Annotated in this window: 20 protein-coding genes; 7 read left to right on the forward strand and 13 right to left on the reverse strand. The window is 69.1% G+C overall.

Going from position 1 to position 21,771, the window contains the following annotated elements; all coding sequences use genetic code 11:
- Positions 1-28 precede the first annotated feature (28 nt).
- Complete coding sequence (locus tag BM109_RS21475) at positions 29-1,021, forward strand: GlxA family transcriptional regulator (protein ID WP_093346803.1); 993 nt, start codon at positions 29-31, stop codon at positions 1,019-1,021.
- Positions 1,022-1,036: 15 nt separating this feature from the next.
- Here the strand turns inward: BM109_RS21475 and BM109_RS40840 are convergent, their stop codons facing one another.
- Both BM109_RS40840 and BM109_RS21480 read right to left on the reverse strand, forming a co-directional pair.
- Positions 1,037-1,543: a hypothetical protein gene (locus BM109_RS40840; RefSeq protein WP_143129227.1), complete on the reverse strand. Its 507-nt coding sequence runs from the start codon at positions 1,541-1,543 to the stop codon at positions 1,037-1,039.
- A 159-nt stretch (positions 1,544-1,702) separates the two neighbouring features.
- Positions 1,703-2,200, reverse strand: coding sequence for a glutaredoxin family protein (locus tag BM109_RS21480; RefSeq protein WP_093346806.1), 498 nt, complete (start codon positions 2,198-2,200; stop codon positions 1,703-1,705).
- A 102-nt stretch (positions 2,201-2,302) separates the two neighbouring features.
- Between BM109_RS21480 and BM109_RS21485 the strand changes: the two genes are divergently transcribed.
- Positions 2,303-3,832, forward strand: a complete 1,530-nt coding sequence (locus tag BM109_RS21485) for an FAD-dependent monooxygenase (RefSeq protein ID WP_093346809.1) — start codon at positions 2,303-2,305, stop codon at positions 3,830-3,832.
- Between the two features lie 12 nt (positions 3,833-3,844).
- On the opposite strand, the gene BM109_RS21490 is transcribed toward BM109_RS21485, so the two are convergent.
- Together BM109_RS21490 and BM109_RS21495 are read right to left on the reverse strand one after the other, a co-directional pair.
- On the reverse strand, positions 3,845-4,198 hold the full coding sequence (locus BM109_RS21490; protein WP_093346812.1) for a DUF1161 domain-containing protein: 354 nt from the start codon (positions 4,196-4,198) through the stop codon (positions 3,845-3,847).
- A gap of 23 nt (positions 4,199-4,221) precedes the next feature.
- Entirely contained in the window at positions 4,222-6,459 is a 2,238-nt protein-coding gene (locus tag BM109_RS21495; RefSeq protein ID WP_093346814.1) for an NADP-dependent isocitrate dehydrogenase, read from the reverse strand.
- Positions 6,460-6,782: 323 nt separating this feature from the next.
- On the opposite strand from BM109_RS21495, the gene BM109_RS21500 reads away from it, so the two are divergent.
- A complete protein-coding gene (locus tag BM109_RS21500; protein ID WP_093346817.1) occupies positions 6,783-7,532 on the forward strand; it encodes a response regulator transcription factor in 750 nt (249 codons plus the stop codon).
- 67 nt (positions 7,533-7,599) lie between these two features.
- Here BM109_RS21500 and oxlT read toward each other — a convergent pair whose 3' ends face one another.
- On the reverse strand, positions 7,600-8,931 hold the full coding sequence (oxlT, locus tag BM109_RS21505) for an oxalate/formate MFS antiporter (RefSeq protein ID WP_093346820.1): 1,332 nt from the start codon (positions 8,929-8,931) through the stop codon (positions 7,600-7,602).
- A 283-nt stretch (positions 8,932-9,214) separates the two neighbouring features.
- Here oxlT and BM109_RS21510 point away from each other — a divergent pair, with 283 nt between their 5' ends.
- Positions 9,215-11,044, forward strand: coding sequence for a sensor histidine kinase (locus BM109_RS21510; protein WP_093346822.1), 1,830 nt, complete (start codon positions 9,215-9,217; stop codon positions 11,042-11,044).
- Here BM109_RS21510 and BM109_RS21515 read toward each other — a convergent pair.
- The 4 genes from BM109_RS21515 to BM109_RS21530 are packed head-to-tail and all read right to left on the reverse strand — an operon-like array spanning position 11,026 to position 16,191.
- Positions 11,026-12,732: an FAD-dependent oxidoreductase gene (locus BM109_RS21515; RefSeq protein ID WP_093346825.1), complete on the reverse strand. Its 1,707-nt coding sequence runs from the start codon at positions 12,730-12,732 to the stop codon at positions 11,026-11,028. The two genes, BM109_RS21510 and BM109_RS21515, sit on opposite strands and share 19 nt — an antisense overlap.
- 35 nt (positions 12,733-12,767) lie before the next feature.
- On the reverse strand, positions 12,768-13,760 hold the full coding sequence (locus tag BM109_RS21520) for an NADPH:quinone reductase (protein WP_256222698.1): 993 nt from the start codon (positions 13,758-13,760) through the stop codon (positions 12,768-12,770).
- Complete coding sequence (locus tag BM109_RS21525; protein WP_093346827.1) at positions 13,757-14,977, reverse strand: CaiB/BaiF CoA transferase family protein; 1,221 nt, start codon at positions 14,975-14,977, stop codon at positions 13,757-13,759. Before BM109_RS21525 ends, BM109_RS21520 begins: the two co-directional genes overlap by 4 nt.
- On the reverse strand, positions 14,974-16,191 hold the full coding sequence (locus BM109_RS21530; protein WP_093346830.1) for a cytochrome P450: 1,218 nt from the start codon (positions 16,189-16,191) through the stop codon (positions 14,974-14,976). Before BM109_RS21530 ends, BM109_RS21525 begins: the two co-directional genes overlap by 4 nt.
- Before the next feature lie 192 nt (positions 16,192-16,383).
- On the opposite strand from BM109_RS21530, the gene BM109_RS21535 reads away from it, so the two are divergent.
- Entirely contained in the window at positions 16,384-17,592 is a 1,209-nt protein-coding gene (locus BM109_RS21535) for an ABC transporter substrate-binding protein (protein WP_093346833.1), read from the forward strand.
- A 12-nt stretch (positions 17,593-17,604) separates the two neighbouring features.
- On the opposite strand, the gene BM109_RS21540 is transcribed toward BM109_RS21535, so the two are convergent.
- From BM109_RS21540 to BM109_RS21555, 4 genes are all read right to left on the reverse strand, one after another.
- Complete coding sequence (locus BM109_RS21540) at positions 17,605-17,907, reverse strand: hypothetical protein (protein WP_143129228.1); 303 nt, start codon at positions 17,905-17,907, stop codon at positions 17,605-17,607.
- 116 nt (positions 17,908-18,023) lie between these two features.
- A complete protein-coding gene (locus BM109_RS21545) occupies positions 18,024-18,440 on the reverse strand; it encodes a MarR family winged helix-turn-helix transcriptional regulator (RefSeq protein WP_093346839.1) in 417 nt (138 codons plus the stop codon).
- 43 nt (positions 18,441-18,483) lie between these two features.
- Positions 18,484-18,909, reverse strand: a complete 426-nt coding sequence (locus BM109_RS21550; protein WP_093346843.1) for a type II toxin-antitoxin system VapC family toxin — start codon at positions 18,907-18,909, stop codon at positions 18,484-18,486.
- Between the two features lie 46 nt (positions 18,910-18,955).
- Positions 18,956-19,219, reverse strand: a complete 264-nt coding sequence (locus BM109_RS21555) for a type II toxin-antitoxin system Phd/YefM family antitoxin (protein ID WP_177239426.1) — start codon at positions 19,217-19,219, stop codon at positions 18,956-18,958.
- Between the two features lie 235 nt (positions 19,220-19,454).
- Here BM109_RS21555 and BM109_RS21560 point away from each other — a divergent pair, with 235 nt between their 5' ends.
- The gene (locus tag BM109_RS21560; RefSeq protein ID WP_256222699.1) at positions 19,455-20,891 is read left to right on the forward strand and encodes an amidase; all 1,437 of its coding nucleotides are present in this window, start codon (positions 19,455-19,457) and stop codon (positions 20,889-20,891) included.
- A 1-nt stretch (position 20,892) separates the two neighbouring features.
- Entirely contained in the window at positions 20,893-21,771 is an 879-nt protein-coding gene (locus BM109_RS21565) for a polysaccharide deacetylase family protein (protein ID WP_093346852.1), read from the forward strand.

The raw sequence follows: 21,771 nt of genomic DNA on the forward strand, positions 1-21,771 counted from the left end.
TCATGACCTCGATGCACCGAGCTTAGGAATGCCGACCCCCACCCACAAGGACGAAGAAGCCGCGGTTCCTGCCAGCACCGTCGTGCTGATCGCGTTCGACGGCGTCGAGGCCATCGACGTCGCGGGCCCCGCCAGCGTGTTCAGCAAGGCCGAGCAATTGCGCCCCGGCAGCTACGAAGTGCTGATCGCCTCGCCGGACGGCGGCACCGTGTCGACCAACAGCGGCCTGCAGCTGGGCGACACCCGCAGCCTCGACGCGCTGCCCGCCGCCATCGACACCCTGATCGTGGCCGGCGGCGACGAGCCCGCCGTGCGCCACGCCATCCTCGAGCAGCGCATCGGCGACTGGATCGCCCAGGCCGCGCCGCGCGCGCGCCGCGTCGCGAGCGTGTGCAGCGGCGCCTTCGCGCTCGCCGCGGCCGGCCTGCTCGACGGGCGCGAGGCCACCACCCATTGGCGCGTGTGCGAGATGCTGCAGGAACTGCGGCCGCAGGTGCGCGTGCGGCAGCAGCGCATCTACGTGCGCGACGGCAAGGTCTGGACTTCAGCGGGCGTGGTCACCGGCATCGAACTCGCGCTCGCGCTGGTCGAGGACGATCTGGGCCATGAGGTCTCGATGGACATCGCGCGCACCCTGGCGCTGCCGATGCTGCGCGGCGGCGAGCAGCCGCAGCTCACCCCCGCGCTGCAGGCGCAGGCCAGCGCGAGCCACCGGCTGCGCGAACTCGTGGCGTGGATCGGCACGCATCCGCAGGAAGAGCTCGCCGTCGAGGTGCTGGCCGAACGCGTGGGCATGAGCCCGCGCAACTTCGCGCGTGCCTTTGCGGCCGAGACGGGGTGCACGCCCGCGCGCTTCGTCGAGCGCACGCGCGTGGCGGCGGCGGCGCAGTTGCTGCGGCAGACCGGGTGGACGCAGGAACGGATCGCGAGCCGCAGCGGGTTCCGGTCGGTGGATGCGTTGCAGCGGGCGTTCGTGCGGCTGCATGGGGTGACGCCGGGGGGGTGGAGGGAGGGGAGTTAGGCTGAGGCCCGCTTGCTATTCCGTGGGCTTCACGACTTCGCACCATTGGGGGCCGAACGCTGGTCGATGAACCTTGATGAGTACCAGTGGAATGTCCTTCTTGCCTGTCGCGCTGTTCTGAGTAGCCGTGAGCCAGCAAATCTTGCTATCCCTGCGCAGGGTGATCTCATACTCGCCATTCGGTTCGGGAACGAGTCCGGCGGGAACGCCACAGAGCTTCAGAGCGCTCACACCCGAGAAACTGACGACGAACAGCTTGTTGGGCCGGGCCTGTGTCGATGCCGATTGGCCATGTCCCACGCCCTCTCCCGTCTTGGCGAGGTGGTTGCCGAATACCTGGGTGTCCCTGCAATCGCCCTGAGGTGACTCGAACGGAATCACGTTGTCGAAGCCCAGATTGACGAACCGTACGGTTGCCAGATCCGGACCTTCGGCCGAATGGTAGGGGAATGCGCATCCCGACAGCGCGGCGGCTATCGTCGCGAGGAGGCCGGTGTTGGGTCTTGCGGTTCCGGGCAGCATGGGAATTTTCTTCTCGATGAGCGTCGATTGTGTCTATCCCATGCGGTCGCGCTCGATATGCCGCATTCGACCCGCGACATCCTGGACGTTCTTCGCAGTTGGGTCGAAAAGCCCGACACGAAAAAATCGCAATCCGAATGAGCTCGCTTCGACGCGGTCCTATTTGCGGGGCTGCAGAAAGGCGTCGTAAGCAGAGGCCGTGAAGCCGGTGAGACCTCGGCCATTCACGAACAGTTGGGGCACGCCATTGTTGCCACCCAGTTGCGCATAGGCCAGCTTGCCTTCGTTGGTGTCGATGTCCACTTCACGATAGCCGATGCCCTTGGCCGCCAGGTAGGCCTTCGCCTGCCGACAGAAGCCGCACCACTTGGCCGAGAACAGCACCGTGTCGCGAGGAGGCGGTGCCGATGCCCGGCTGTCCGCGGATTGGCGCAACTGCTCGATGTAAGCGAGGGTCTCCGCGGACAGGGGGCTGGCCGGCAGGTTCTTGAACGTCAGCGTTTTCGATTCGCGTGCCTGTGGCGGTGGAACGTCGCTGTAGATCGTTCGGCCGTCGGGGCCGATGGACTTGTAGAGCGTGGTCGTCGTGGCGGTCGGGCCGTCGGCGGCGGATGCCGCGCTCGCAAGCAGAACCACGAAAATGGGGAGCAACCGCATGGGGGCGTACCTGTTGTCTGGTCGAGGCCAAGCAGGGCGATGTTACAGGGCCCTGGTGGTATCCGAACAAGCCGTACGCCATCGCATGGAGGACCGCAGGCAATGAGTCGATCGAACGAGACGGGCCGAACCCAGGACGAGATTTCCGCAAGCGTCACTGCGCCTGGCGATGGGCATGCGGTGCTGATCGCGGGCGCGGGCCCGACCGGCATGATGCTCGCGGGCGAACTGGCGCTGGCCGGCGTCGATGTCGCGATCCTCGAGCGGCGCTCGAACCAGGAGATCGAAGGATCGCGCGCCGGCGGCCTGCATGCGCGCACCCTCGAGATCTTCGACCAGCGCGGCATCGTCGACCGGTTCCTGGCCGAAGGGCAGACCGCCCAGGTGGCCGCGTTCGGCCTCAACCGGCTCGACATCAGCGACTTTCCGACGCGGCACAACTACGGACTGGCGCTGTGGCAGAAGCACATCGAGCGCATTCTTGCGGGCTGGATTGCCGAACTGGGGGTGACCACGTATCGGGAGCGCGAGGTGGTCGGTTTCGATCAGGACGAGGCCGGTGTCGACGTCCATCTGCGCGACGGCCAGACGCTGCGTGCGCAATACCTGGTTGGTTGCGATGGCGGGCGCAGCGTGATCCGGAAGGCGGCGGGGATCGAGTTTCCGGGATGGGACCCGACCGTGAGCCACATCCTCGCCGAGGCCGAGATCGCCGACGAACCCACCTGGGGCATGCGTCACGACGCGATCGGCATCCATGGCCTCAGCCGGATGGACGACGGGAAGACTGTGCGGATCATGGTGACGGAGCGCGAAGTGGGGCGCGCGGACCCGCTCACGCTGCGCGATCTGAGCGAATGCTTGATGGCGCACTACGGCACCGACTTCAGCGTCCACAGCCCGCTTCATATCTCGCGATTCACGGACATGGCCCGGCAGGCCGCCAGCTATCGGCAGGGGCGCGTGCTGTTGGCTGGCGATGCGGCGCATGTGCACTACCCGGCGGGCGGGCAGGGGCTCAATCTCGGCGTGCAGGATGCCTTCAACCTCGGGTGGAAGCTGGCGCAGGTGGTGAAGGGGATCTCGCCGGACAGCCTGCTCGATACCTATCAGGCGGAGCGGCATCCGGTGGGGGCGCTGGTGCTGCGCAATTCGCTGGCGCAGGTCGCGCTGCGGCGGCAGGACGAACGCAGCAAGGCGCTGGCGGAAAGCATGTCGGAGCTGCTTCGGATGGAGGAGCCGCGCAAGCGCTTCGCGGGGATGATGTCGGGATTGGATATCCGGTACGACCTGGGAGAGGGGCATCCACTGGTGGGCAGGAGGATGCCGGATCTCGAGGTCGTGACCGCGGAAGGTACGAAGCGCGTCTTCACGCTGATGCACTCGGCGCGGCCGCTGCTGCTGAATTTCGGGATGCCGGGCAGCCCCGATGTGGAACGCCTGGCCGACAAGGTCCAGGTGGTCGATGCCAGCTTCGATGGCACCTGGGAGCTTCCGGTGATCGGCGAGGTCGGTGCACCGGCGGCCGTGTGGGTCAGGCCCGACGGCTACGTGGCATGGGTTGGAGGGCCATCGTGGGAGGGTCTTGAAGAAGCCCTGACCACCTGGGTTGCAGCGCCACGCAGGACGTGATGCCTCAGGAAACTACTTGCAGTCCCCACCCATCGACACAGTCCCGTCCCTGCACTCGGTCAACATCGGCTCCCCCACCGAAGCCGAGCCCGGTCCCGCCGCCACCGGCGCCGACCCCGCCCCAGTGCCGACGTCCCTTTCATAGACGATCTTCCTGCTGCCAAGCTCGCAGCTCCCCACCACCTGCCCGTTCGTCGACGCATTGGCATCGACGACGGCCACGGTGAAGCGCGCCACGCCGGCGGCGGCGATCTTCGACTCGATGCGGGTGCGCAGGGCCTCGCAGTCCTCGGCCGCGTGGACGGTGCCCGCCGCGCCGGCCAGGGCCAGCACGGCGGGGAGCATCGCGAGCCAGGAGGGCTTCACGGCTGCCACCCGCGCGCTGTCGATCAGCCCTGGGCCGAGGCCAGCGCTGCGTTGAGCGTGGCGCTCGGGCGCATCACGGCTTCGAACTTCGCCTTGTCGGCCAGGTAGTAGCCGCCGATGTCCACGGCCTTGCCCTGCACGGCCGCGAGTTCGTCGACGATCTTCTGCTCGTTGGACGAGAGGGCCTCCGCCAGCTTCTTGAAGCGGCCCTGCAGTTCCGTGTCGTCGGTCTGCGCGGCGAGTTCCTGTGCCCAGTACATCGCCAGGTAGAACTGGCTGCCGCGGTTGTCGAGCTGGCCGGTCTTGGGCGAGGGGTTCTTGTTGTTGTCGAGCAGCTTGCCGGTGGCGGTGTCGAGCGTCTTGGCCAGGATGGCGGCCTGCTTGTTGCCGGTCTTCAGGCCCAGGTCTTCGAGGCTCACGGCCAGCGCGAGGAACTCGCCCAGCGAGTCCCAGCGCAGGTGGTTCTCTTCCACCAGCTGCTGCACGTGCTTGGGGGCCGAGCCGCCCGCGCCGGTCTCGTACAGGCCGCCGCCGGCCATCAGCGGCACGATCGACAGCATCTTGGCCGAGGTGCCCAGTTCCATGATCGGGAACAGGTCGGTCAGGTAGTCGCGCAGGATGTTGCCGGTGGCGCTGATGGTGTCGAGGCCGCGGACCACGCGCTCCAGGGTGTAGCGCATGGCGCGCACCTGGCTCATGATCTGGATGTCCAGGCCCGAGGTGTTGTGCTCGTGCAGGTACATCTTGACCTTGGTGATCAGCTGGGCCTCGTGCGGGCGATAGGCGTCGAGCCAGAACACCACCGGCATGCCGGAGTTGCGCGCGCGGTTGACGGCCAGCTTGACCCAGTCGCGGATCGCGGCGTCCTTGACCTGGCACATGCGCCAGATGTCGCCCTGCTCGACGTCCTCGCTCATCAGCACTTCGCCGGTGTCCAGGTCGGTGATGTTGGCGACGCCGTCTTCCGGGATCTCGAAGGTCTTGTCGTGCGAACCGTATTCCTCGGCCTTCTGGGCCATCAGGCCGACGTTGGGCACGGTGCCCATGGTCTTGGGGTCGAAGGCGCCGTGCCACTTGCAGAAGTTGATGATCTCCTGGTAGATGCGGGCGAAGGTCGATTCGGGCATCACGGCCTTGACGTCCTTCAGGCGGCCGTCGGCGCCCCACATCTTGCCGCCGTTGCGGATCATCGCGGGCATGGAGGCGTCCACGATCACGTCGTTGGGCGAGTGGAAGTTGGTGATGCCCTTGGCCGAGTCGACCATCGCGAGTTCGGGGCGGTGCTCGTGGCAGGCGTGCAGGTCGCGCTTGATCTCGTCCTGGGTGCTCTGGGGCAGCGTGGCGATCTTGGTGTAGAGGTCGACCATGCCGTTGTTGACGTTGATGCCCAGTTCGTCGAACAGCTTGCCGTGCTTCTCGAAGGCTTCCTTGTAGAAGATCTTCACGCAGTGGCCGAACACGATGGGGTGCGAGACCTTCATCATGGTGGCCTTGACGTGCAGCGAGAACATCACGCCGGTCTTGTGCGCGTCCTCGATCTCCTTCTCGTAGAAGGCCAGCAGCGCCTTCTTGCTCATGAACATCGAGTCGATGACCTCGCGGTCCAGCAGCGCGACCTTGGGCTTGAGCACGATGGTCTTGCCGCTCTTGGTGATGAGCTCCATCTTGACGTTGCGCGCGCGGTCCAGGGTCATGGACTTCTCGCCGTGGTAGAAGTCGCCGCCGTGCATGTGCGAGACGTGCGAGCGCGAGGCCTGGCTCCAGTCGGCCATGCTGTGCGGGTTCTTGCGGGCGTATTCCTTGACGGCCTTGGGCGCGCGGCGGTCGGAATTGCCTTCGCGCAGCACGGGGTTCACGGCGCTGCCGGTGCACTTGTTGTAGCGCGCGCGGATGTCCTTGTCCTCGTCCGTGGTCGGGTTTTCGGGGTAGTCGGGGATCTTGTAGCCCTTGCCCTGCAGTTCCTTGATGGCCGACTTGAGCTGGGACACCGAGGCGCTGATGTTGGGCAGCTTGATGATGTTGGCTTCGGGCTTGAGCGTGAGCTTGCCCAGCTCGGCGAGGTTGTCCGGCACTTTCTGGTCGTCGCTCAGCAGCTCGGGGAACTCGCCCAGGATGCGGGCCGCCACGGAGATATCGCTGGTTTCGACGTTGATGCCGGCCGGGTTCGCGAAGGCGCGAATGATGGGCAGGAATGCGTAGGTCGCCAGCAGGGGCGCCTCGTCGGTCAGGGTGTAGATGATGGTAGGTTGCTTCGTGCTCATGCGCTTCTTCCGTAGATGCTGGGCTGTCGGGTCACTGGGATTTCCGGCCGTCGGGGGGCCCTTTTTCTGGCCGTAGACCCGGATTGTCGCGCGGACGGGACCCGGTTCCGCCGCGCGGGCTCCGAAACCCTGGCGTGGGGGTATGTCTCCAGGGGGCACCGACCGGCCGGATACGGTCTTTTTCGGGGTATTTTCGCGCCACGCCGGGGGCGGCGGCCGGCCCGGGCCCCGGGGCCCGAAAATACCCGGCTGCCTCAGGGCCATCCCTGTCCGCCACGGGCCATCCTGCATCGCACAATGGGCGCATCTCCCCCGATGCCCCCATGAGCGCCACCACCGTTTCGCCCGTTCCATCCCTTGCGCCCGCCGACCCGCGGATCCGGGTCCTCGTCGCCGACGACCAGCCGCTGATCCGCCGCGGCATGGCCATGCTGCTCGATGCGGCATCCGACATCCAGGTCGTCGGCCAGGCCGCCGACGGCATGGAGGTGGTGGAACTCGCCCGGCGCCTGCTGCCCGACGTGGTGCTGATGGACCTGCGCATGCCGCGCCAGAGCGGCGTGCTGGCCACGCGCGAGATCACGGCCGCGCTGCCGCGCACCCGCGTGATGGTGCTGACCACCTTCGACCGCGACGACCTGGTGTTCGACGCGGTGCGCGCCGGCGCGCAGGCCTACCTGCTCAAGGATGCGTCGGAGGAGGAGGTGCTGGACACGGTGCGCGCGGTGCACCGCGGCGAGTCGCGCATGACGCCGCAGATCGCGCGCAAGGTGATGGACCAGTTCCGGCTGCTGGCCAACCACGTGGCGCAGGACGTGACGGTGGAAGACCCGCCGGCTTCCGCCGAGCCCGCGTCGGCCGAGCCGCAGGAGGCGCCCGATCCGCTGACCGAGCGCGAGGCCGTGGTGCTCGACCTGATCGCCAAGGGGCAGAGCAACCGCCAGATCGCGGCGGCGCTGAACCTGGCCGAGGGCACGGTGAAGAACCACGCGAGCCGCATCATGCAAAAGCTTCACGCGAACACGCGCACCGAACTGGCGGTGCTCGTGCTCGCGCGAAGAAAACAGTCCTGAAGAAAAAAAGACGCCGGGTCGTGCCCGGCGTCGTTCATTCGCTCAGTCGCTCATTTGCTCGAGCGGGTCATTCGCTCAATCCGAAGCGTCCATGCTTGCCCGCGGGATTCGCGGACGAGGCCTCGACGTGCGCCTTGAGCATCGGCCGCAGCGCCACGATGGCCAGGAAGGCGGCGAACAGGTCCAGCGCCGCCACGGTGTAGAGCACGGTCGACCAGGTGCCGGTGGCTTCCATCATCAGGTTGCCGATGGGCACGAACAGCGCGCCGACGCCCTTGGCGCAGTACAGCACGCCGTAGATCTTGCCGATGTGCTTGGTGCCGAAGGCATCGCCGGCCAGCGCGGAGAACAGCGAATAGACCTCGCCCCAGGCCAGGAACACGACGCCCGACAGGATCAGGAAGGCCCACGGGTTGTGGCCGAAGTAGCCCAGCGCGATGATGCCGATGCCCTCGAGCGTGAAGGCGATCACCATGGTCTTCTCGCGGCCGATGTGGTCGGAGATCCAGCCGAACAGGGGGCGCGAGATGCCGTTCATCACGCGGTCGAGCATCAGCGCCAGCGGCAGCGCGGCCATGACGAAGAAGTACAGGTCGACCTTGAACTCCTTCACGCCCAGGTCCTGCGCGATCACGCCCAGCTGCGCCACGGCCATCATGCCGCCGGTGACCACGCACGAGAACATCAGCAGCATCAGCCAGAACAGGCGGGTGTTCAGCGCTTCCTTCAGCGTGTAGTCGCGGCGGCTCTGCGTGAGCTTGGCCGAGGCGCGGATCTCGTGCGCCTTCGGGGCGCGCAGGAACCACGCGGCCAGGAAGGCCAGCGAACCCTGCATCACGCCGAAGAAGAAGAAGGCTTCCTGGAAGCCGGACGACTCGATCATCGCGGCGATCGGCAGGATGGTCGCGGCCGAGCCGGCGCCGTAGCCGCCGGCCGTCAGGCCCACGGCCAGGCCGCGGCGGTCGGGGAACCACTTGAGCGCGTTGTTGATGCAGGTGGCGTAGATCGATCCCACGCCGATGCCGCCGACGGCCGCGCCGATGTAGAAGCCCAGCAGCGTGGTCGCCTGCGAGTTGATGACCCAGGCCGCGCCGATGAACAGCGCGCCGAAGGCCACGATCAGCCGTGGCCCGAACTTGTCGATGAAGTAGCCCTCGATCGGCGCGAGCCAGGTCTGGACCAGCACGAAGATGGTGAAGGCGATCTGGATCGAGGCGCGCTCCCAGCCGAAGGACTTCTGGATTTCCGGCACGAACAGCGTCCACGCGTACTGGATGTTCGCGGTCGCGATCATGCAGACGATGCCGACGACCAGCTGCGTCCAGCGGCTGGCGTACCAGCGTACCGGGACGCCGGCTGAGGCGCCGACGGCCGGCGAGAGGGATGTGGGGGTGCTCATTGTCGAATGTCTCCTTGGCAGGTCACGCCGATCGCGTCGCGGCGTTGTCGAACGGGGTGGATGTGGCGCATCTCTCGACACGCTGCGCGATGGACGCAACTGTCGTCTCGAAAATAACTGCTCGCGCCTGCCGGAAGTCACGCCGCGACCCGAGGAAAACCCCGAGATCTCAGGGTAAGTGCCCATACCGAAAGTCATGGGCTGACGCGCCCCGGGTCCTTTGCGACAATGCGCCGCCCATGACCGCGCGCCCCCCTCCCGCCCCGCCGGCTTCGACCTCTCGATGAGCCTGCTGCAGCGCATCGACCCCCGACGCAGCCTCGCCGCCGCGATCGGCTGGCTGATGATCGCGCTGGCCATCTGCCTGGCGCTGGCGGCCAACCTCTGGCTGCGCAGCTTCGTGCGCTCGACCCTGCTCGAGGTGCACTCGCAGCGGCTGGAGACGGCCGGCGAGCACGTCAGCGCCGAGCTCGACACCGCGATGCTGCTGCGCCTGCAGTCGGTGAGCGTGGTGGCCTCGATCCTGTCGCAGGACGTGCAGGGCGACGACGCCGCGTGGCGGCAGCGCTCGCTCGAGGCGGTGCACCGCGGCGTGCCGGACCTGATCTGGCTGGCGCTGACCGACGCGGACGGTTTCATCGTCGCGGCCACCGACCCGAAGGTGGTGGGCGAGAACGTCAACCAGCATGCGTGGATCTCGCAGGGGCTGGCCGATGCGTGGATCGAGGAGGGCCGCTCGCCGGGCGAGCACTTCCTCAAGCTCAGCGCGCCGGTGAGCAACGCCGACGGCGCCATCGTCGGCGTGGTCGCGGCGCAGCTCAGCTGGCAATGGGTGGACCACACGGTGTCCGGCATCAAGGCCTCGCCGGGCGAGTGGCTGCTGATCGACCGCGACGGCATGGTGCGCCACGGCCCGGCGGCCCTGCTCGGCACGCGCTGGCGCGAGAGGGGCGACCTGGCCGCGCCCTTCGACCCGACGGTCGCCGGGCTGGGCACCGATGGCGCCGACCTGCCGGCGCGCATCCGGGTGCGGCGGCTGGTCGACAACAAGCCCTTCCTGGTGGCGGCGCCGCGCACCGAGCGCGACGGCACCCTGCGGCGCCTGGGCTGGCGCGTGGTGGTGGTGGAGCCGGTGGCCTCGCTGGCCTCGTTCGCGACCGCCATCGAATGGCGCATCACGCTGGTGCTCAGCATGCTGGGCCTGTGCGCCGCGGTGGTCGGCGTGGCCATGACGCACCGCCTGACCCACCGCGTGAGCGTGATCGCGAGCTCGGCCGACGCGGTGCTCGCCGGCAGCGCCTCGCGCATCGAGGTGCCCGAGGGCGCCGACGAGGCCGCGCGCCTGGGCACGGCGCTCGACCGGCTGCTCGACACGCTGCAGCGCGAGCGCGACGAGCTGCGTCTGCTCAACGCCGAACTCGACGAGCGCGTGCGCCAGCGCACCGCCGAGATCAGCCGGCTGGCGCAGGAGTCGCGCGAGTCCGCCGTGATGCGCGAGCGTCTGCGCATGGCGCGCGACCTGCACGACACGCTGGCGCATTCGATGATGGCCATGCTCACCGAGATCCGCGTGCTCAAGCACATCGCGACCACGCAGCCGCAGGAACTGCCCGACGAGCTGATGCGCGCCGAGCAGGCCGCGCGCGAGGGCCTGGACGAGGCGCGCCGCGCCATCGAGCAACTGCGCAGCAACCCGGTGCGCGACATCGGGCTGGGCGCGGCGCTGGTCGAGCTGGCCCGGGGCATGAACGAGCGCACGGGCATCGTGCTCGACTGCGAGCTCGCGCCCGACCTGCCGGCGCTGGCCGCCGAGCCCGCCGAGACCGTGTACCGCATGTGCGAGGAACTGCTGCGCAATGTCGAGCGCCATGCGGGCGCGCGGCACCTGGGCCTGCGCCTGCAGCCTGCCGACCCGGGCGTGCTGCAGCTGGAGATCGTCGACGACGGCGTGGGCTTCGACAGCCGGGCCATCGCGCCCGGGCACTACGGGCTGGTGGGGTTGCGCGAGCAGGCCGAGGCCATGGGCGTGCGGCTGGCCATCGACAGCCGGCCCGGCCAGGGCACGCGCGTGACCCTGCGCTGGGCCGCGCCCGGCTACGCGCCGATCGTCTGAGCGCGGGCCTCGGCCGGCCGCGTCGCCGGGCGCGCCTGCGCCATCTGCCGCGCCGCGATGTAGCCGAAGGTCATCGCCGGCCCGATGCTGCTGCCGCCGCCCGGATAGCGCCCGCGCATGATCGAGTTCATGTCGAGCCCGGCCGCGTAGAGCCCCTCGATCGGCGTGCCCTGGGGCGTCAGCACCCGTGCCTCGGCATCGGTCTCGAGGCCGCCCACCGTGCTGAGATCGCCCGGATGCAGCGCGAGCGCGTAGTAGGGCCCGTCGCCGATCGGTGCCACGCCCGGATTGGGCGCATGCGCCTGGTCGCCGCGAAAGCGCGAGTGCGCGTCGGCGCCCTTGCCGAACTCGGGGTCCTCGCCGCGCGCCGCGCCTTCGTTGAAGCGCCGCACCGTGGCCTCGAGCTCGTGCGGATCGATGTGGAGGCGCCCGGCCAGCTGCGCCAGGGTCGGCGCCTCGATCAGGTAGCCCGCCTCGATCAGCGAGCGTGCGCTGAAGGGCGCGGGCCGCGCGAGGCCGAGGCCGTAGCGGCGCAGGAAGTCGCGGTTCGCGATCAGGTGCGCGGTGGTGATGCCCCGCCGGTGCATCGTGCCCACGAAGGTCTGGTACGACCCGCCTTCGTTGACGAAGCGCCGCCCGTCGGGCCCGACCGCGATGCAACCGGGCATGGCACGGTCGATGAAGATGTGCGGGTACTTGACGATGCCGCCGTCGGGCTTGCGCAGCACCGACACCGGCGTCCAGATGCAGTCGCCCGCGTGGGCCGGATCGTGCAGGCCGCCGACCGCCACGCCGAGGCGCACGCCGTCGCCGACGTTGCCCTCGGGCTGCAGCGAATGGTGGTGCTCGGCGAAAGGAATGTGCTTGCGGCGCATCGCCTCGCTCGCGCCATAGCCGCCGGTGGCCAGCAGCACGCCGCGCCGCGCGACCACCTGCAGGCGGCGGCCCTCGCGCTCGATCTCCACGCCGGTCACGCGGCCGTCCCGCATCGTGAGCTCGAGCGCGGGCGTGTTCTTCCACAGGGTCACGCCGGCCTGGATCGCCGAATGGAACAGCCGCGCGGCCAGCGCGTTGCCGTTGACGATGCGCGTGCCGCGCCCGTAGCGCAGCCGGTCGGCGACGAAGCGCCGCATCACGCGCGCGGTGTGGCGAAACCCGGCCCAGGTCTTGAGCGCATGGCGCATCGGATGGATGTCGGCGCCCTCGATCTGCATGCTGCCGAACAGCATCAGCTGCGGCAGCGGCATGCGCAGGTCGGCCAGGCGGTGGCCGAGCAGCCGGCCGTCGAAGGCCTGCGTCAACAGCGAGCGGCTGCGCGCCGCGCCCGGCAGGTCCGATTCGTAGTCGGGCAGCGGAAAGGGCTTGAAGCGCACCTCGGAGTGCCGCTCCATGAAGGCCAGCATCTCGGGCGCATGGTCGAGGTAGCTGGCGACGAGCTCGTCGCGGTAGGCGTCGCCGAGCACGGCGCGCAGGTAGGTCTCGGCGGCCGCGCGCGAATCGTCGAGGCCGATCTGCTTCATCACGTGGTTGCACGGAATCCACGGCGCGCCGCCCGAGTAGGCGGTGGTGCCGCCGAACAGCGCGGTCTTCTCGACCACCAGCACCTCCAGGCCCGACTGGCGCGCGGTGATGGCGGCGGTGAGTCCGGCCGCGCCGCTGCCGATGATGACCACGTCGGTTTCGATCATGGGGAACCTCTGGGAAACGATGGGGTGGAAGGGCGTCAGTCGATGCCGAGCACGACGTTGCCGAGGACCTCGCCGCGCTCGACCAGCTCGTGCGCGCGCACGATCTCCTCGAGCGGCAGCAGCTGGCCGATGGTGTGCAGCAGCAGGTCGTCCTCGAGCAGCGGCAGCAACTCGCGCAGGCAGGCCTCGCGCTCGCCCGGCGCGATCTCGTAGATGGTGAAGAAGCTCAGCGCGGCGCTCTTCTGCATCAGCACCACGGCCGGCAGCACGGCATCGAGGCCGGTCGTGCCGTAGACCACGACGCGCGCGCCGGGCTTCAGCAACTTCGGGTAGTGCGCCGCGTTGTTCGCGAGATCGACCTCGATCACGCGGTCCACGCCCGCGCCGCCCGTGAGGGCCTGCACGCCGTCGCCGAGCTCCTGCTCGCGGTAGTCCACGACATGGTCGGCACCGGCCGCGATGGCGTGCGCGGCCTTGCGCGCCGAACTCACGCTGGCGATGACCTCGGCGCCGCGCAGCTTCGCGAACTGGATCGCGTAGTGGCCCACCGATCCCGCGCCGCCCGCCACCAGCACGCGTTGGCCGGGGCCGCAGTCGGCCAGGCGCACGGCATGCAGCGCGGTGAAGGCCGGAATGCCGAGGCAGGCGCCCTCGGCGAAGCCCAGCGCGGCCGGCAGCGGCACGGCCTGCGCCGACGGCAGCGCGACGTAGTCGGCCGCGGTGCCGAAGGCGCGCCGCCACTGGGCGTTCCAGGTCCACACACGTTCGCCGATGCGCGCGGCGGGCACGCCATCGCCCACGGCGTCGATCACGCCGGCGCCGTCGCTGTGCGGAACGATCAGCGGCGCCACCAGCGCGCGACCACCGCCGCCGCGCCGCATCTTCCAGTCGGAGGGGTTCACGCCCGAGCTGCGAAGCCGCACCCGCACTTCGCCCGGGCCGGGCTCGGGCCGCGGCTGCTCGCCGATGCGGATCACCTCGGCCGCCTCGCCCTGCCGCGTGTAGAAGGCGGCGCGCATCGTGCTCATGCCTCGCAGCCCGCGACGACGCCGCGCCGCTTGAGCTCGGCGATCTGCGCGGGCGTGAGGCCGATCTCGGCGAGCACCGCGTCGGTGTCCTGCCCGAGGCGCGGTGCGTTGCGCCGCTGCGCACCGGGCGTGCGCGAGAGCTTGGGCACGATGCCCGGCACCTGCAGCGCATCGCCGTCGCCCATGGCGATGGTCTGCAGCATGCCGCGCGCGAGGTAGTGCGGATCGGCCGCGATGTCGGCCACCGAGTAGATGCGGCCGGCCGGCACCGAGGCCTCGTCGAGCCGCGCGAGCACCTCGGCCACGTCGCGTTGCGCGGTCCAGGCGCCGATGGCGGCATCGAGTTCCGCCACGCGCGCCACGCGGCCGGCGTTGTCGGCCAGCGCCGGATCGGCCGCGAGATCGGGGCGCTCGATCGTGGCCATGAGCCGGCGGAAGATGCTGTCGCCGTTGCCCGCGATCAGCGCATAGCCGCCGTCGCCGCAGAGGTAGGCGTTGCTCGGCGCGATGCCGGGCAGGGCGCTGCCGGCCGCGCCGCGCACCGCGCCGAAGGCGCCGTACTCGGGCAGCAGGCTTTCCATGCAGTTGAACACCGCCTCGTAGAGCGCCACGTCGATCACCTGGCCGCGGCCCGAGCGCTGGCGCTCCTGCAGCGCCATCAGGATGCCGATCACGCCATGCAGCGCGGCCAGCGTGTCGCCCAGCGAGATGCCCACGCGCACCGGCACCCGGCCGGGTTCGGCCGTGAGATGGCGCAGCCCGCCCATGGCCTCGGCCACCACGCCGAAGCCGGGGCGGTCGCGGTAGGGGCCGGTCTGGCCGTAGCCGCTCACGCGCAGCACGATCAGCCGCGGGTTGGCCTCGAGCAGCGCCTCGGGGCCGAGCCCCCAGCCCTCGAGCGCGCCGGGGCGGAAGTTCTCGATCAGCACGTCCGACTCGGCGGCGAGACGGCGCACGATGGCCTGCGCCTCGCTGTCCTTGAGGTCGAGCGCGATCGAGCGCTTGTTGCGCGACTGCACCTGCCACCAGACCGAGGTGCCGTCCTTCAGCAGCCGCCACTTGCGCAGCGGGTCGCCGGCGCCGGGCGGCTCGATCTTGATGACCTCGGCACCGAAGTCGCCGAGCGTCTTGGCGGCGAAGGGGCCCGCGATGAGCTGGCCCATCTCGAGCACCTTCAGGCCCGCGAGCGGACCGCGCGCTTCGCTGCCTGTTGTCATGCCGGCACGATGCGCATCGGCAGCCGGTCGAGCGTGCGCATCTGGTTGATCGGCCGGTAGCTGGCCGGCGCCGTGAGTTCCATGCGCGCCACGCGGCGGCTCAGCGCGCCGATCAGCGCTTCCGATTCCTGGCGCGCGAGCATCTGGCCGATGCAGGCATGGATGCCGTTGCCCAGCGCGACGTGGCTGCCCGCGAGCGCGGGGCGGTCGACGTCGAAGCGCTCGGGCTCGGGGAACTGGCGCGGGTCGCGGTTGGCCGCGCCCATGAACACGCCGATCTTGGTGTCGGGGGCCAGGCGCACGCCCGAGAGCTCGGTCTCGCCGCGCGTGGTGCGGTAGGTGACCTGGAACGGCGTCTCGTGGCGGATGCCTTCCTCGAACGCGGCCTTGACCTTGGCCGGCTCGTTGCGCACGCGCTCCCACTGCGCGGGATTCCTCGCGAGCTGGTGCAGCGTGAAGCCGATGCCGGCGATGGTCGAGTCGGTGCCGCCGCCCACGAAGCTGCGCACCACGTTCGAGGCGATGCCCTCGTCGAGTTCGCCCGCGTCCTCGGCGCGGAACAGCAGCTCGGCGATCGAGTCGGGAATCACGCCCTGGCGCGACACGCTCTGCTCGAACCACGCGAGATAGGGCTGCGCGGCCTGCATCGCGCGTTCGTAGAGCGCGTTGCGCGGGCCGCTCTGGTTGAAGCGCATCTCGCCGATGGCCAGGGTCTCGGTGCGCGGCAGGCGCACGCCCACCGCGGCCGGAAAGGCCTCGAGCACGAAGCGTTCGGCGCAGTCCTCCACGCCGTCGAACTCGCGTTGCTCGAGCAGTCGTTCGACCAGCGACTCGGCCTTGCGCTCGAAGCCTTCCTTCCAGCGCCGGATCACCAGCGGCGACAGCAGGCGCGTGACCACCGAGCGGATCTTCGTGTGGTCGGGCGGGTCGGCCTCGAGCAGCCGGCTCGGGATGCGGAACTCGCCGGGCTTGCGGATGTCCTGGATGCCGATGCCGCCCGCGTTGGTGAAGCGCGCATGGTCGGCCAGCACGGTCTTGGCCTCGGCATGGCGGCCCACGGCATAGATGCCGTGCGGCGCGATGTAGGCCACGGGACCGGCTTCGCGCAGCGCCTCGTGGAACGGATAGGGATCGAGCAGCACCTCGATCGCGTACGGGTCGATGTCCAGCACGGGCGCGTCGCGCAGCGCGACGGGTTCGGCGGTGGTGGTCATGCAGGGGCTCCTGGCGTGGGGGAATGCATCGAGTCTCGATGGCTGTCCGCCGCGCGTCAGTCCCCTTGACGGGGACGGCGCGGGCCCGTCGAGAGGCTGCGTCCCCGGCAAGGGGACAGACGCCGCGCGCGCCGCTTGATGTACTCGCGCCGGCTCGAAGAACGACCATCCCCGGAACCAGGAGACACACACATGCGCGCTTCCCTGCTAGCCCTCGTGGCCTGCACCGCCTTCGCGACCGCGGCGACGGCACAGGCCCAGAAGACCTACGGCCCCGGTGCCAGCGACACCGAGATCAAGCTCGGCCAGACCGTGGCCTACAGCGGTCCCGGCTCGGCCTATTCGATGGTGGGCCGCATGTCGGTGGCCTACTTCAAGATGCTCAATGACACCAAGGGCGGGGTCAACGGACGCAAGATCAACCTGCTGTCGGTCGACGATGCCTACAGTCCGCCCAAGACCGTGGAGGGCACGCGCAAGCTGGTCGAGTCCGACCAGGTGCTGGCGCTGGTCAATTCCATGGGCACGGCCTCGCAGACCTCGGTGCAGAAGTACCTCAACGGCAAGAAGGTGCCGCAGGTTTTCTTCTATGCCTCGAGCCCGAACCTGCACGACTCCGCCACCACGCCGTGGACCGTGCCCTTCTCCTTCGCCTACGACATCGAGGGCTCGATCTACGGCAAGTACCTCGTCGAGGCCAAGCCCAACGCGAAGATCGGCGTGCTCTACCAGAACGACGACGTGGGCAAGTCGTACATGCGCGGTTTCCGCAAGGCGCTGGGCGCGAAGCAGTCGAACATCGTGAAGGAGGTGAGCCAGGAGATGAGCGACCCGACCGTCGACTCGCAGATCCTGCAGCTGCAGGCTTCGGGCGCCGAGGTGCTGGTGGCCTTCACCTCGAACAAGGCGCAGGCGCAGGCGATCCGCAAGGCGGCGGCGATCGGCTGGAAGCCGTTCTACATCGTGCCCTACGTGTCGAGCTCGATCAGCGGCGTGCTGACGCCGGCCGGCCTCGACAACTCGGTGGGGCTGGTGTCGAGCTACTGGTTCAAGACGCCGTCGGACCCGACCTGGAACAACGACAAGGCGATGCAGGAGTACCTGGCCTTCTTCAAGAAGTACCTGCCCAACGACGATCCGGGCGACACCACCTCGGTCTACACCTACATGGGGGCGCAGCTCACGGCGCTGGTGCTCGAGCGCTGCGGCGACAACCTCACGCGCGAGAACTTCCTCAAGCAGGTGCAGGGGCTGAAGGACATCGAGCTCGGCATGCTGCTGCCCGGCATGAAGATCAACTTCCGCGCCGACGACTACTACCCGATCCGCCAGGCGCGGCTCGCGCAGTTCGATGGCAAGTCATGGAAGCCCATGACTGAACTCATCACCATCGAGCGCTGAGCATGCGCGGTGTCAGGGCCGCGGCTGGCGCTCGATGCTCAGTTCGCGCCGGCAGCTCATGTCGGCCATGCGGATCGCCTGCGGCGCGCTGTCCATCGAGCGGCCCGTGGGCTCGAGCGCGCCCCACTGGTTGCGCGCGAGTTCGACGCCATAGCGCATCTCCCAGCGCTTGCCGACGATCTGCTCCATGCAGTGCTCGGCATCCGCATAGCGCTCGGCCATCTCCATCGCATCGGCGGGCTCCGCTCGAACGGCGGCGGTGGCGAGCAGCGAACACAGGAGGAGGGCGGAGCGTGCGGGGAAGCGAAGGAGCATGGGGAGGCGAATGAGGGGATTGAAGGAAAGTCGCGGATTTTAACGACCGGCCCGCGCACGATGCCGGCCGTTGCGGATGCCCGACCCGCGGGCGCAGCAGGTTCATTCACACCTTATCAGTCGCGCAGGCTGCTCGCGAGCCGCACCACCTCGGCCAAGGTCGCGAGCTGGTCGGCATGCGCGGTCGCGAGGCGCGCGAGCTTCTTGCGGCCCGCGGGCAGCAGGTGCACTTCCACCTGCCGGCGATCGACGGTGCTGGGCTTGCGCACGACCAGGCCCGCTTCCTCGCAGCGCGACACCAGGGCCACCACGCCATGCGGCTGCGCCTGCAGCCGTTCGGCCAGCTCGCCGATCGAGGCCCAGTCGCGGTCCGGAAAGCCCTGTGTGTGAAGCAGCAGCTGGTACTGCAGCGCCGTGATGCCTTGCTCGCGCGCGGCGTCCTCGCTGAAGCGCAGGAAGCTGCGCAGCGTGTGGCGGAAATTGGAGAGGGCCTCGAAGCGCTGCTTCTGGGCTGGGCCGGAGGAGGTCGACATGGGCGGGATCGGCGGGGGACGCGGGAATGTAGCAGCCGGTCCGTCAGCCGCCTGTGTAGTCCCAGGGATTCATCAGCGGCACGCCGGACGCTTCGAAGTGCTTGAGGTTGCGCGTCACCACCGTGGCGCCGTGCACCAGCGCCGTCGCGGCGATCAGGGGATCGCGGTAGTCGCGGCCATCGGCCCAAGCAAGGCTGGCGGCACGCCGGGCCACCACGTGATCGACGGGCAGGATCCGGCCGGCGAAGGCCGGGAGCACCATGGTCTCGAGCCAGCGATGGAAGACCTCGGCCTGCAATTCGTCGCCGCGCTGCGCGGCCTGGCTGATGCCGCGCTGGATCTCCAGCACCGTGACGGCGGACAGGTACATGTCCCCGGTGGCATGAGCGACCATCCAGGCCTGCACGTTCGCATGGCAACTGCTCTTGCGGACTTCGGAAACGACGTTGGTGTCCAGCAGCCACATCATGCGCGCCGTCCTCCCTCGGGCTCGTTCGTGTGCGAGCAATCGCGCGTCATGCGTCGATGTCCTTGGCGCCGATGCGGATCGGCTCGACGTCCAGGTCGAAGGCGTCGGCTTCGGGCATGCGCAGCAGCTCGACCAGGTTCTTGTCGGTCTTCGTGAGGCGGCGGTATTCGGCGATCGGAATGAGCGCCTGGGTCGGCTCGCCGCGGTCGGTGATGATGACCGTGCCGCCCTCGCTCACCACGCGCCGGGCGGCGCTGACGTTGTGCACGAACTCGCGGCTGGAAACCGTCTTGATCTGTGCGTGTCCCATGGTGCGTCCTTTCGATGAGGCGGAACCCGCCATGCAATGTGCATCGCGCCGTTGTCGCCTTCTATGAGAATGTTAGCTACGTTGCTAACTTGCGTCAAGACAAGCGTTCGCGCACGCGTGATCCAAAGATCGAGTCCACGCGTCAATAAGCATTAACGCCTAAGGCAGGCACGTCAAAAGCACCTACGATCCGCCTGAAATGTACTTTGTCATCAAAGTACAAAACAAACGGATCATGAACTTCACCGACGCACAACAAGCAACGACGGCCAGTGCCTTGGCCGCCGCCTACGCCCGGCGCGAGCTCACGCCCACGCAGGTCGCCGAGCGCTGCCTGGCGCGGGCGCAGACCGCGCGCGGCGTGTTCACGCAGCTCACCGTGTCGCGCGCCCTCGCGCAGGCCGAACGGGCCACCGCGCGCTGGCGGGCCGGCACGCCGCTCGGTCCGATGGACGGCGTGCCGCTGACCTGGAAGGACCTGTTCGACATCCGCGGCACACCGACCACGGCCGGCTCGGCCTTGCTCGCGCACGCGGAACCGGCGAAGGCCGATGCCACGCTGGTGGCGCATGCCGAGGCGGCCGGCATGGTCTGCATCGGCAAGACCAACCTGAGCGAGTTCGCCTATTCGGGGCTGGGCCTGAATCCGTTCTTCGGCACGCCGGTGAACCCGGCCCTCGGCACGCGTGCCAGGGCACCCGGCGGATCGTCCTCGGGGGCCGCGCTGGCCGTCGCGCTCGGCATCGCGCCGATCGGCATCGGCACCGACACCGCCGGCTCGGTGCGCGTTCCGGCATCGTTCAACGGGCTGGTCGGCTACCGGGCCAGCAGGCTGCGCCATGCGATGACGGGCGTGTTCGCGCTCGCCCCGTCGCTCGACACCGTCGGGCCGCTCGCGCACTCGGTGGCCGATTGCATCGCCATGGATGCGGTGCTCCAGGGCGGCCGCGGCGACGAAGCACGCGAACTGCTCGCCGGCGGCTTCGACGCAGCCCGCCGCACCCTGGCGCAGCAGACCTTCGTTGTCGACCCCGCCATCCTCGACAGCGAGCGCGTCACGACGGCGGTGCGCGAGAACCTGCGGGCGCGGATGCGCTGGCTGCGCGCCGCGGGCGCGACGGTCGTGGAGCGCGAAGCGAAGAGCCTGCACCTCGTGCAGGCGCTGATCGACAACCACGGCTGGCTCGGCGCCAGCGAGGCCTTCGCGATTCACCAGGCGCGGCTCGATGCGCCGCAGGCCGAGGCCATGGACCCGCGCGTGCGCCGCCGGCTCGAAGCGGCGCGCGATGTCAGCGCCGCGCGCTATCTGCACCTGCGCTGGGAGCGGCAGCGGCTGATCGCCGCCTTCGAGCGCGATCTCGAGGGCGCGACCCTGGTGCTGCCCGCCACCGCGCACACCGCGCCGCTGCTGCAGCCGCTGGAGGCCGACGACGAGCTCTTCGCGCGCACCAACCTCGCGACGCTGCGGCTCACGATGCCCGGCAGCTTCCTCGACACGCCCGCCGTCGCGATGCCCAGCGGCGTCGAGCGCGTGGCCGCGCCCGATGGCAGCACCGATCTCCTGCCCACCGGCCTGCAGCTGATGCGCCCCCGCGGCGAGGACGCACGGCTGCTGCAGATCGCCCTTTCCCTCGGGCACCTGTTTTCTTCACCCCACTTCAAGGAGCAATGACATGACCAAGGAAATCTTCATCACCTTCGGCGTCGACGTGGACGCCGTCGGCGGCTGGCTCGGTTCGTACGGCGGCGAGGACTCGCCGGACGACATCTCGCGCGGCATGTTCGCGGGCGAGGTGGGATCGCCGCGGCTGCTGAAGCTGTTCAGGAAGTACGGCCTGACCACCACCTGGTTCGTGCCCGGGCACTCGGCCGAGACCTTTCCGGACCAGATGAAGGCCGTGGTCGACGCGGGCCACGAGCTGGGCATCCACGGCTACAGCCACGAGAACCCGATCGCGATGACGCCCGAGCAGGAAGAGGCCGTGCTCGACCGCAGCATCGACGTCATCACGCGCCTCGCGGGCCGGGCGCCGACCGGCTATGTCGCGCCGTGGTGGGAGTTCAGTCCTGTCACCAACGAGCTGCTGATCAAGAAGGGCATCAAGTACGACCACAGCCTGATGCACAACGACTTCCACCCTTACTACGTCCGCGTCGGCGACCGGTGGACCCGGATCGACTACAGCAAGCATCCGGACAGCTGGATGAAGCCGCTCGAGCGCGGTACCGAGACCTCGCTGGTCGAGATCCCGGCCAACTGGTACCTGGACGACCTGCCGCCGATGATGTTCATCAAGAAGGCGCCCAACAGCCACGGCTTCGTGAACCCGCGCGACATCGAGCAGATGTGGCGCGACCAGTTCGACTGGGTCTACCGCGAGCACGACTACGCGGTGTTCCCGATCACGATCCATCCGGACGTCTCGGGCCGGCCCCAGGTGCTGCTGATGCTCGAGCGGCTGATCGAGCACTTCCAGTCCCACGCCGGCGTGCGCTTCATGACCTGCGACCAGATCGCGGACGACTTCCTGCGCCGCCATCCGCGCGGCTAG

This window comes from Variovorax sp. PDC80, assembly GCF_900115375.1.
In the GTDB taxonomy this organism is placed as follows: Bacteria; Pseudomonadota; Gammaproteobacteria; order Burkholderiales; family Burkholderiaceae_C; genus Variovorax.

Bases quoted from the DNA above. Each gene is read 5' to 3' on its own strand.
- BM109_RS21475 (WP_093346803.1), top strand. From the start codon at position 29: ATGCCGACCCCCACCCACAAGGACGAAGAAGCCGCGGTTCCTGCCAGC.
- BM109_RS40840 (WP_143129227.1), bottom strand. From the start codon at position 1,543: ATGCTGCCCGGAACCGCAAGACCCAACACCGGCCTCCTCGCGACGATA.
- BM109_RS21480 (WP_093346806.1), bottom strand. From the start codon at position 2,200: ATGCGGTTGCTCCCCATTTTCGTGGTTCTGCTTGCGAGCGCGGCATCC.
- BM109_RS21485 (WP_093346809.1), top strand. From the start codon at position 2,303: ATGAGTCGATCGAACGAGACGGGCCGAACCCAGGACGAGATTTCCGCA.
- BM109_RS21495 (WP_093346814.1), bottom strand. From the start codon at position 6,459: ATGAGCACGAAGCAACCTACCATCATCTACACCCTGACCGACGAGGCG.
- BM109_RS21500 (WP_093346817.1), top strand. From the start codon at position 6,783: ATGAGCGCCACCACCGTTTCGCCCGTTCCATCCCTTGCGCCCGCCGAC.
- oxlT (WP_093346820.1), bottom strand. From the start codon at position 8,931: ATGAGCACCCCCACATCCCTCTCGCCGGCCGTCGGCGCCTCAGCCGGC.
- BM109_RS21510 (WP_093346822.1), top strand. From the start codon at position 9,215: ATGAGCCTGCTGCAGCGCATCGACCCCCGACGCAGCCTCGCCGCCGCG.
- BM109_RS21515 (WP_093346825.1), bottom strand. From the start codon at position 12,732: ATGATCGAAACCGACGTGGTCATCATCGGCAGCGGCGCGGCCGGACTC.
- BM109_RS21520 (WP_256222698.1), bottom strand. From the start codon at position 13,760: ATGAGCACGATGCGCGCCGCCTTCTACACGCGGCAGGGCGAGGCGGCC.
- BM109_RS21525 (WP_093346827.1), bottom strand. From the start codon at position 14,977: ATGACAACAGGCAGCGAAGCGCGCGGTCCGCTCGCGGGCCTGAAGGTG.
- BM109_RS21530 (WP_093346830.1), bottom strand. From the start codon at position 16,191: ATGACCACCACCGCCGAACCCGTCGCGCTGCGCGACGCGCCCGTGCTG.
- BM109_RS21535 (WP_093346833.1), top strand. From the start codon at position 16,384: ATGCGCGCTTCCCTGCTAGCCCTCGTGGCCTGCACCGCCTTCGCGACC.
- BM109_RS21540 (WP_143129228.1), bottom strand. From the start codon at position 17,907: ATGCTCCTTCGCTTCCCCGCACGCTCCGCCCTCCTCCTGTGTTCGCTG.
- BM109_RS21545 (WP_093346839.1), bottom strand. From the start codon at position 18,440: ATGTCGACCTCCTCCGGCCCAGCCCAGAAGCAGCGCTTCGAGGCCCTC.
- BM109_RS21550 (WP_093346843.1), bottom strand. From the start codon at position 18,909: ATGATGTGGCTGCTGGACACCAACGTCGTTTCCGAAGTCCGCAAGAGC.
- BM109_RS21555 (WP_177239426.1), bottom strand. From the start codon at position 19,219: ATGGGACACGCACAGATCAAGACGGTTTCCAGCCGCGAGTTCGTGCAC.
- BM109_RS21560 (WP_256222699.1), top strand. From the start codon at position 19,455: ATGAACTTCACCGACGCACAACAAGCAACGACGGCCAGTGCCTTGGCC.
- BM109_RS21565 (WP_093346852.1), top strand. From the start codon at position 20,893: ATGACCAAGGAAATCTTCATCACCTTCGGCGTCGACGTGGACGCCGTC.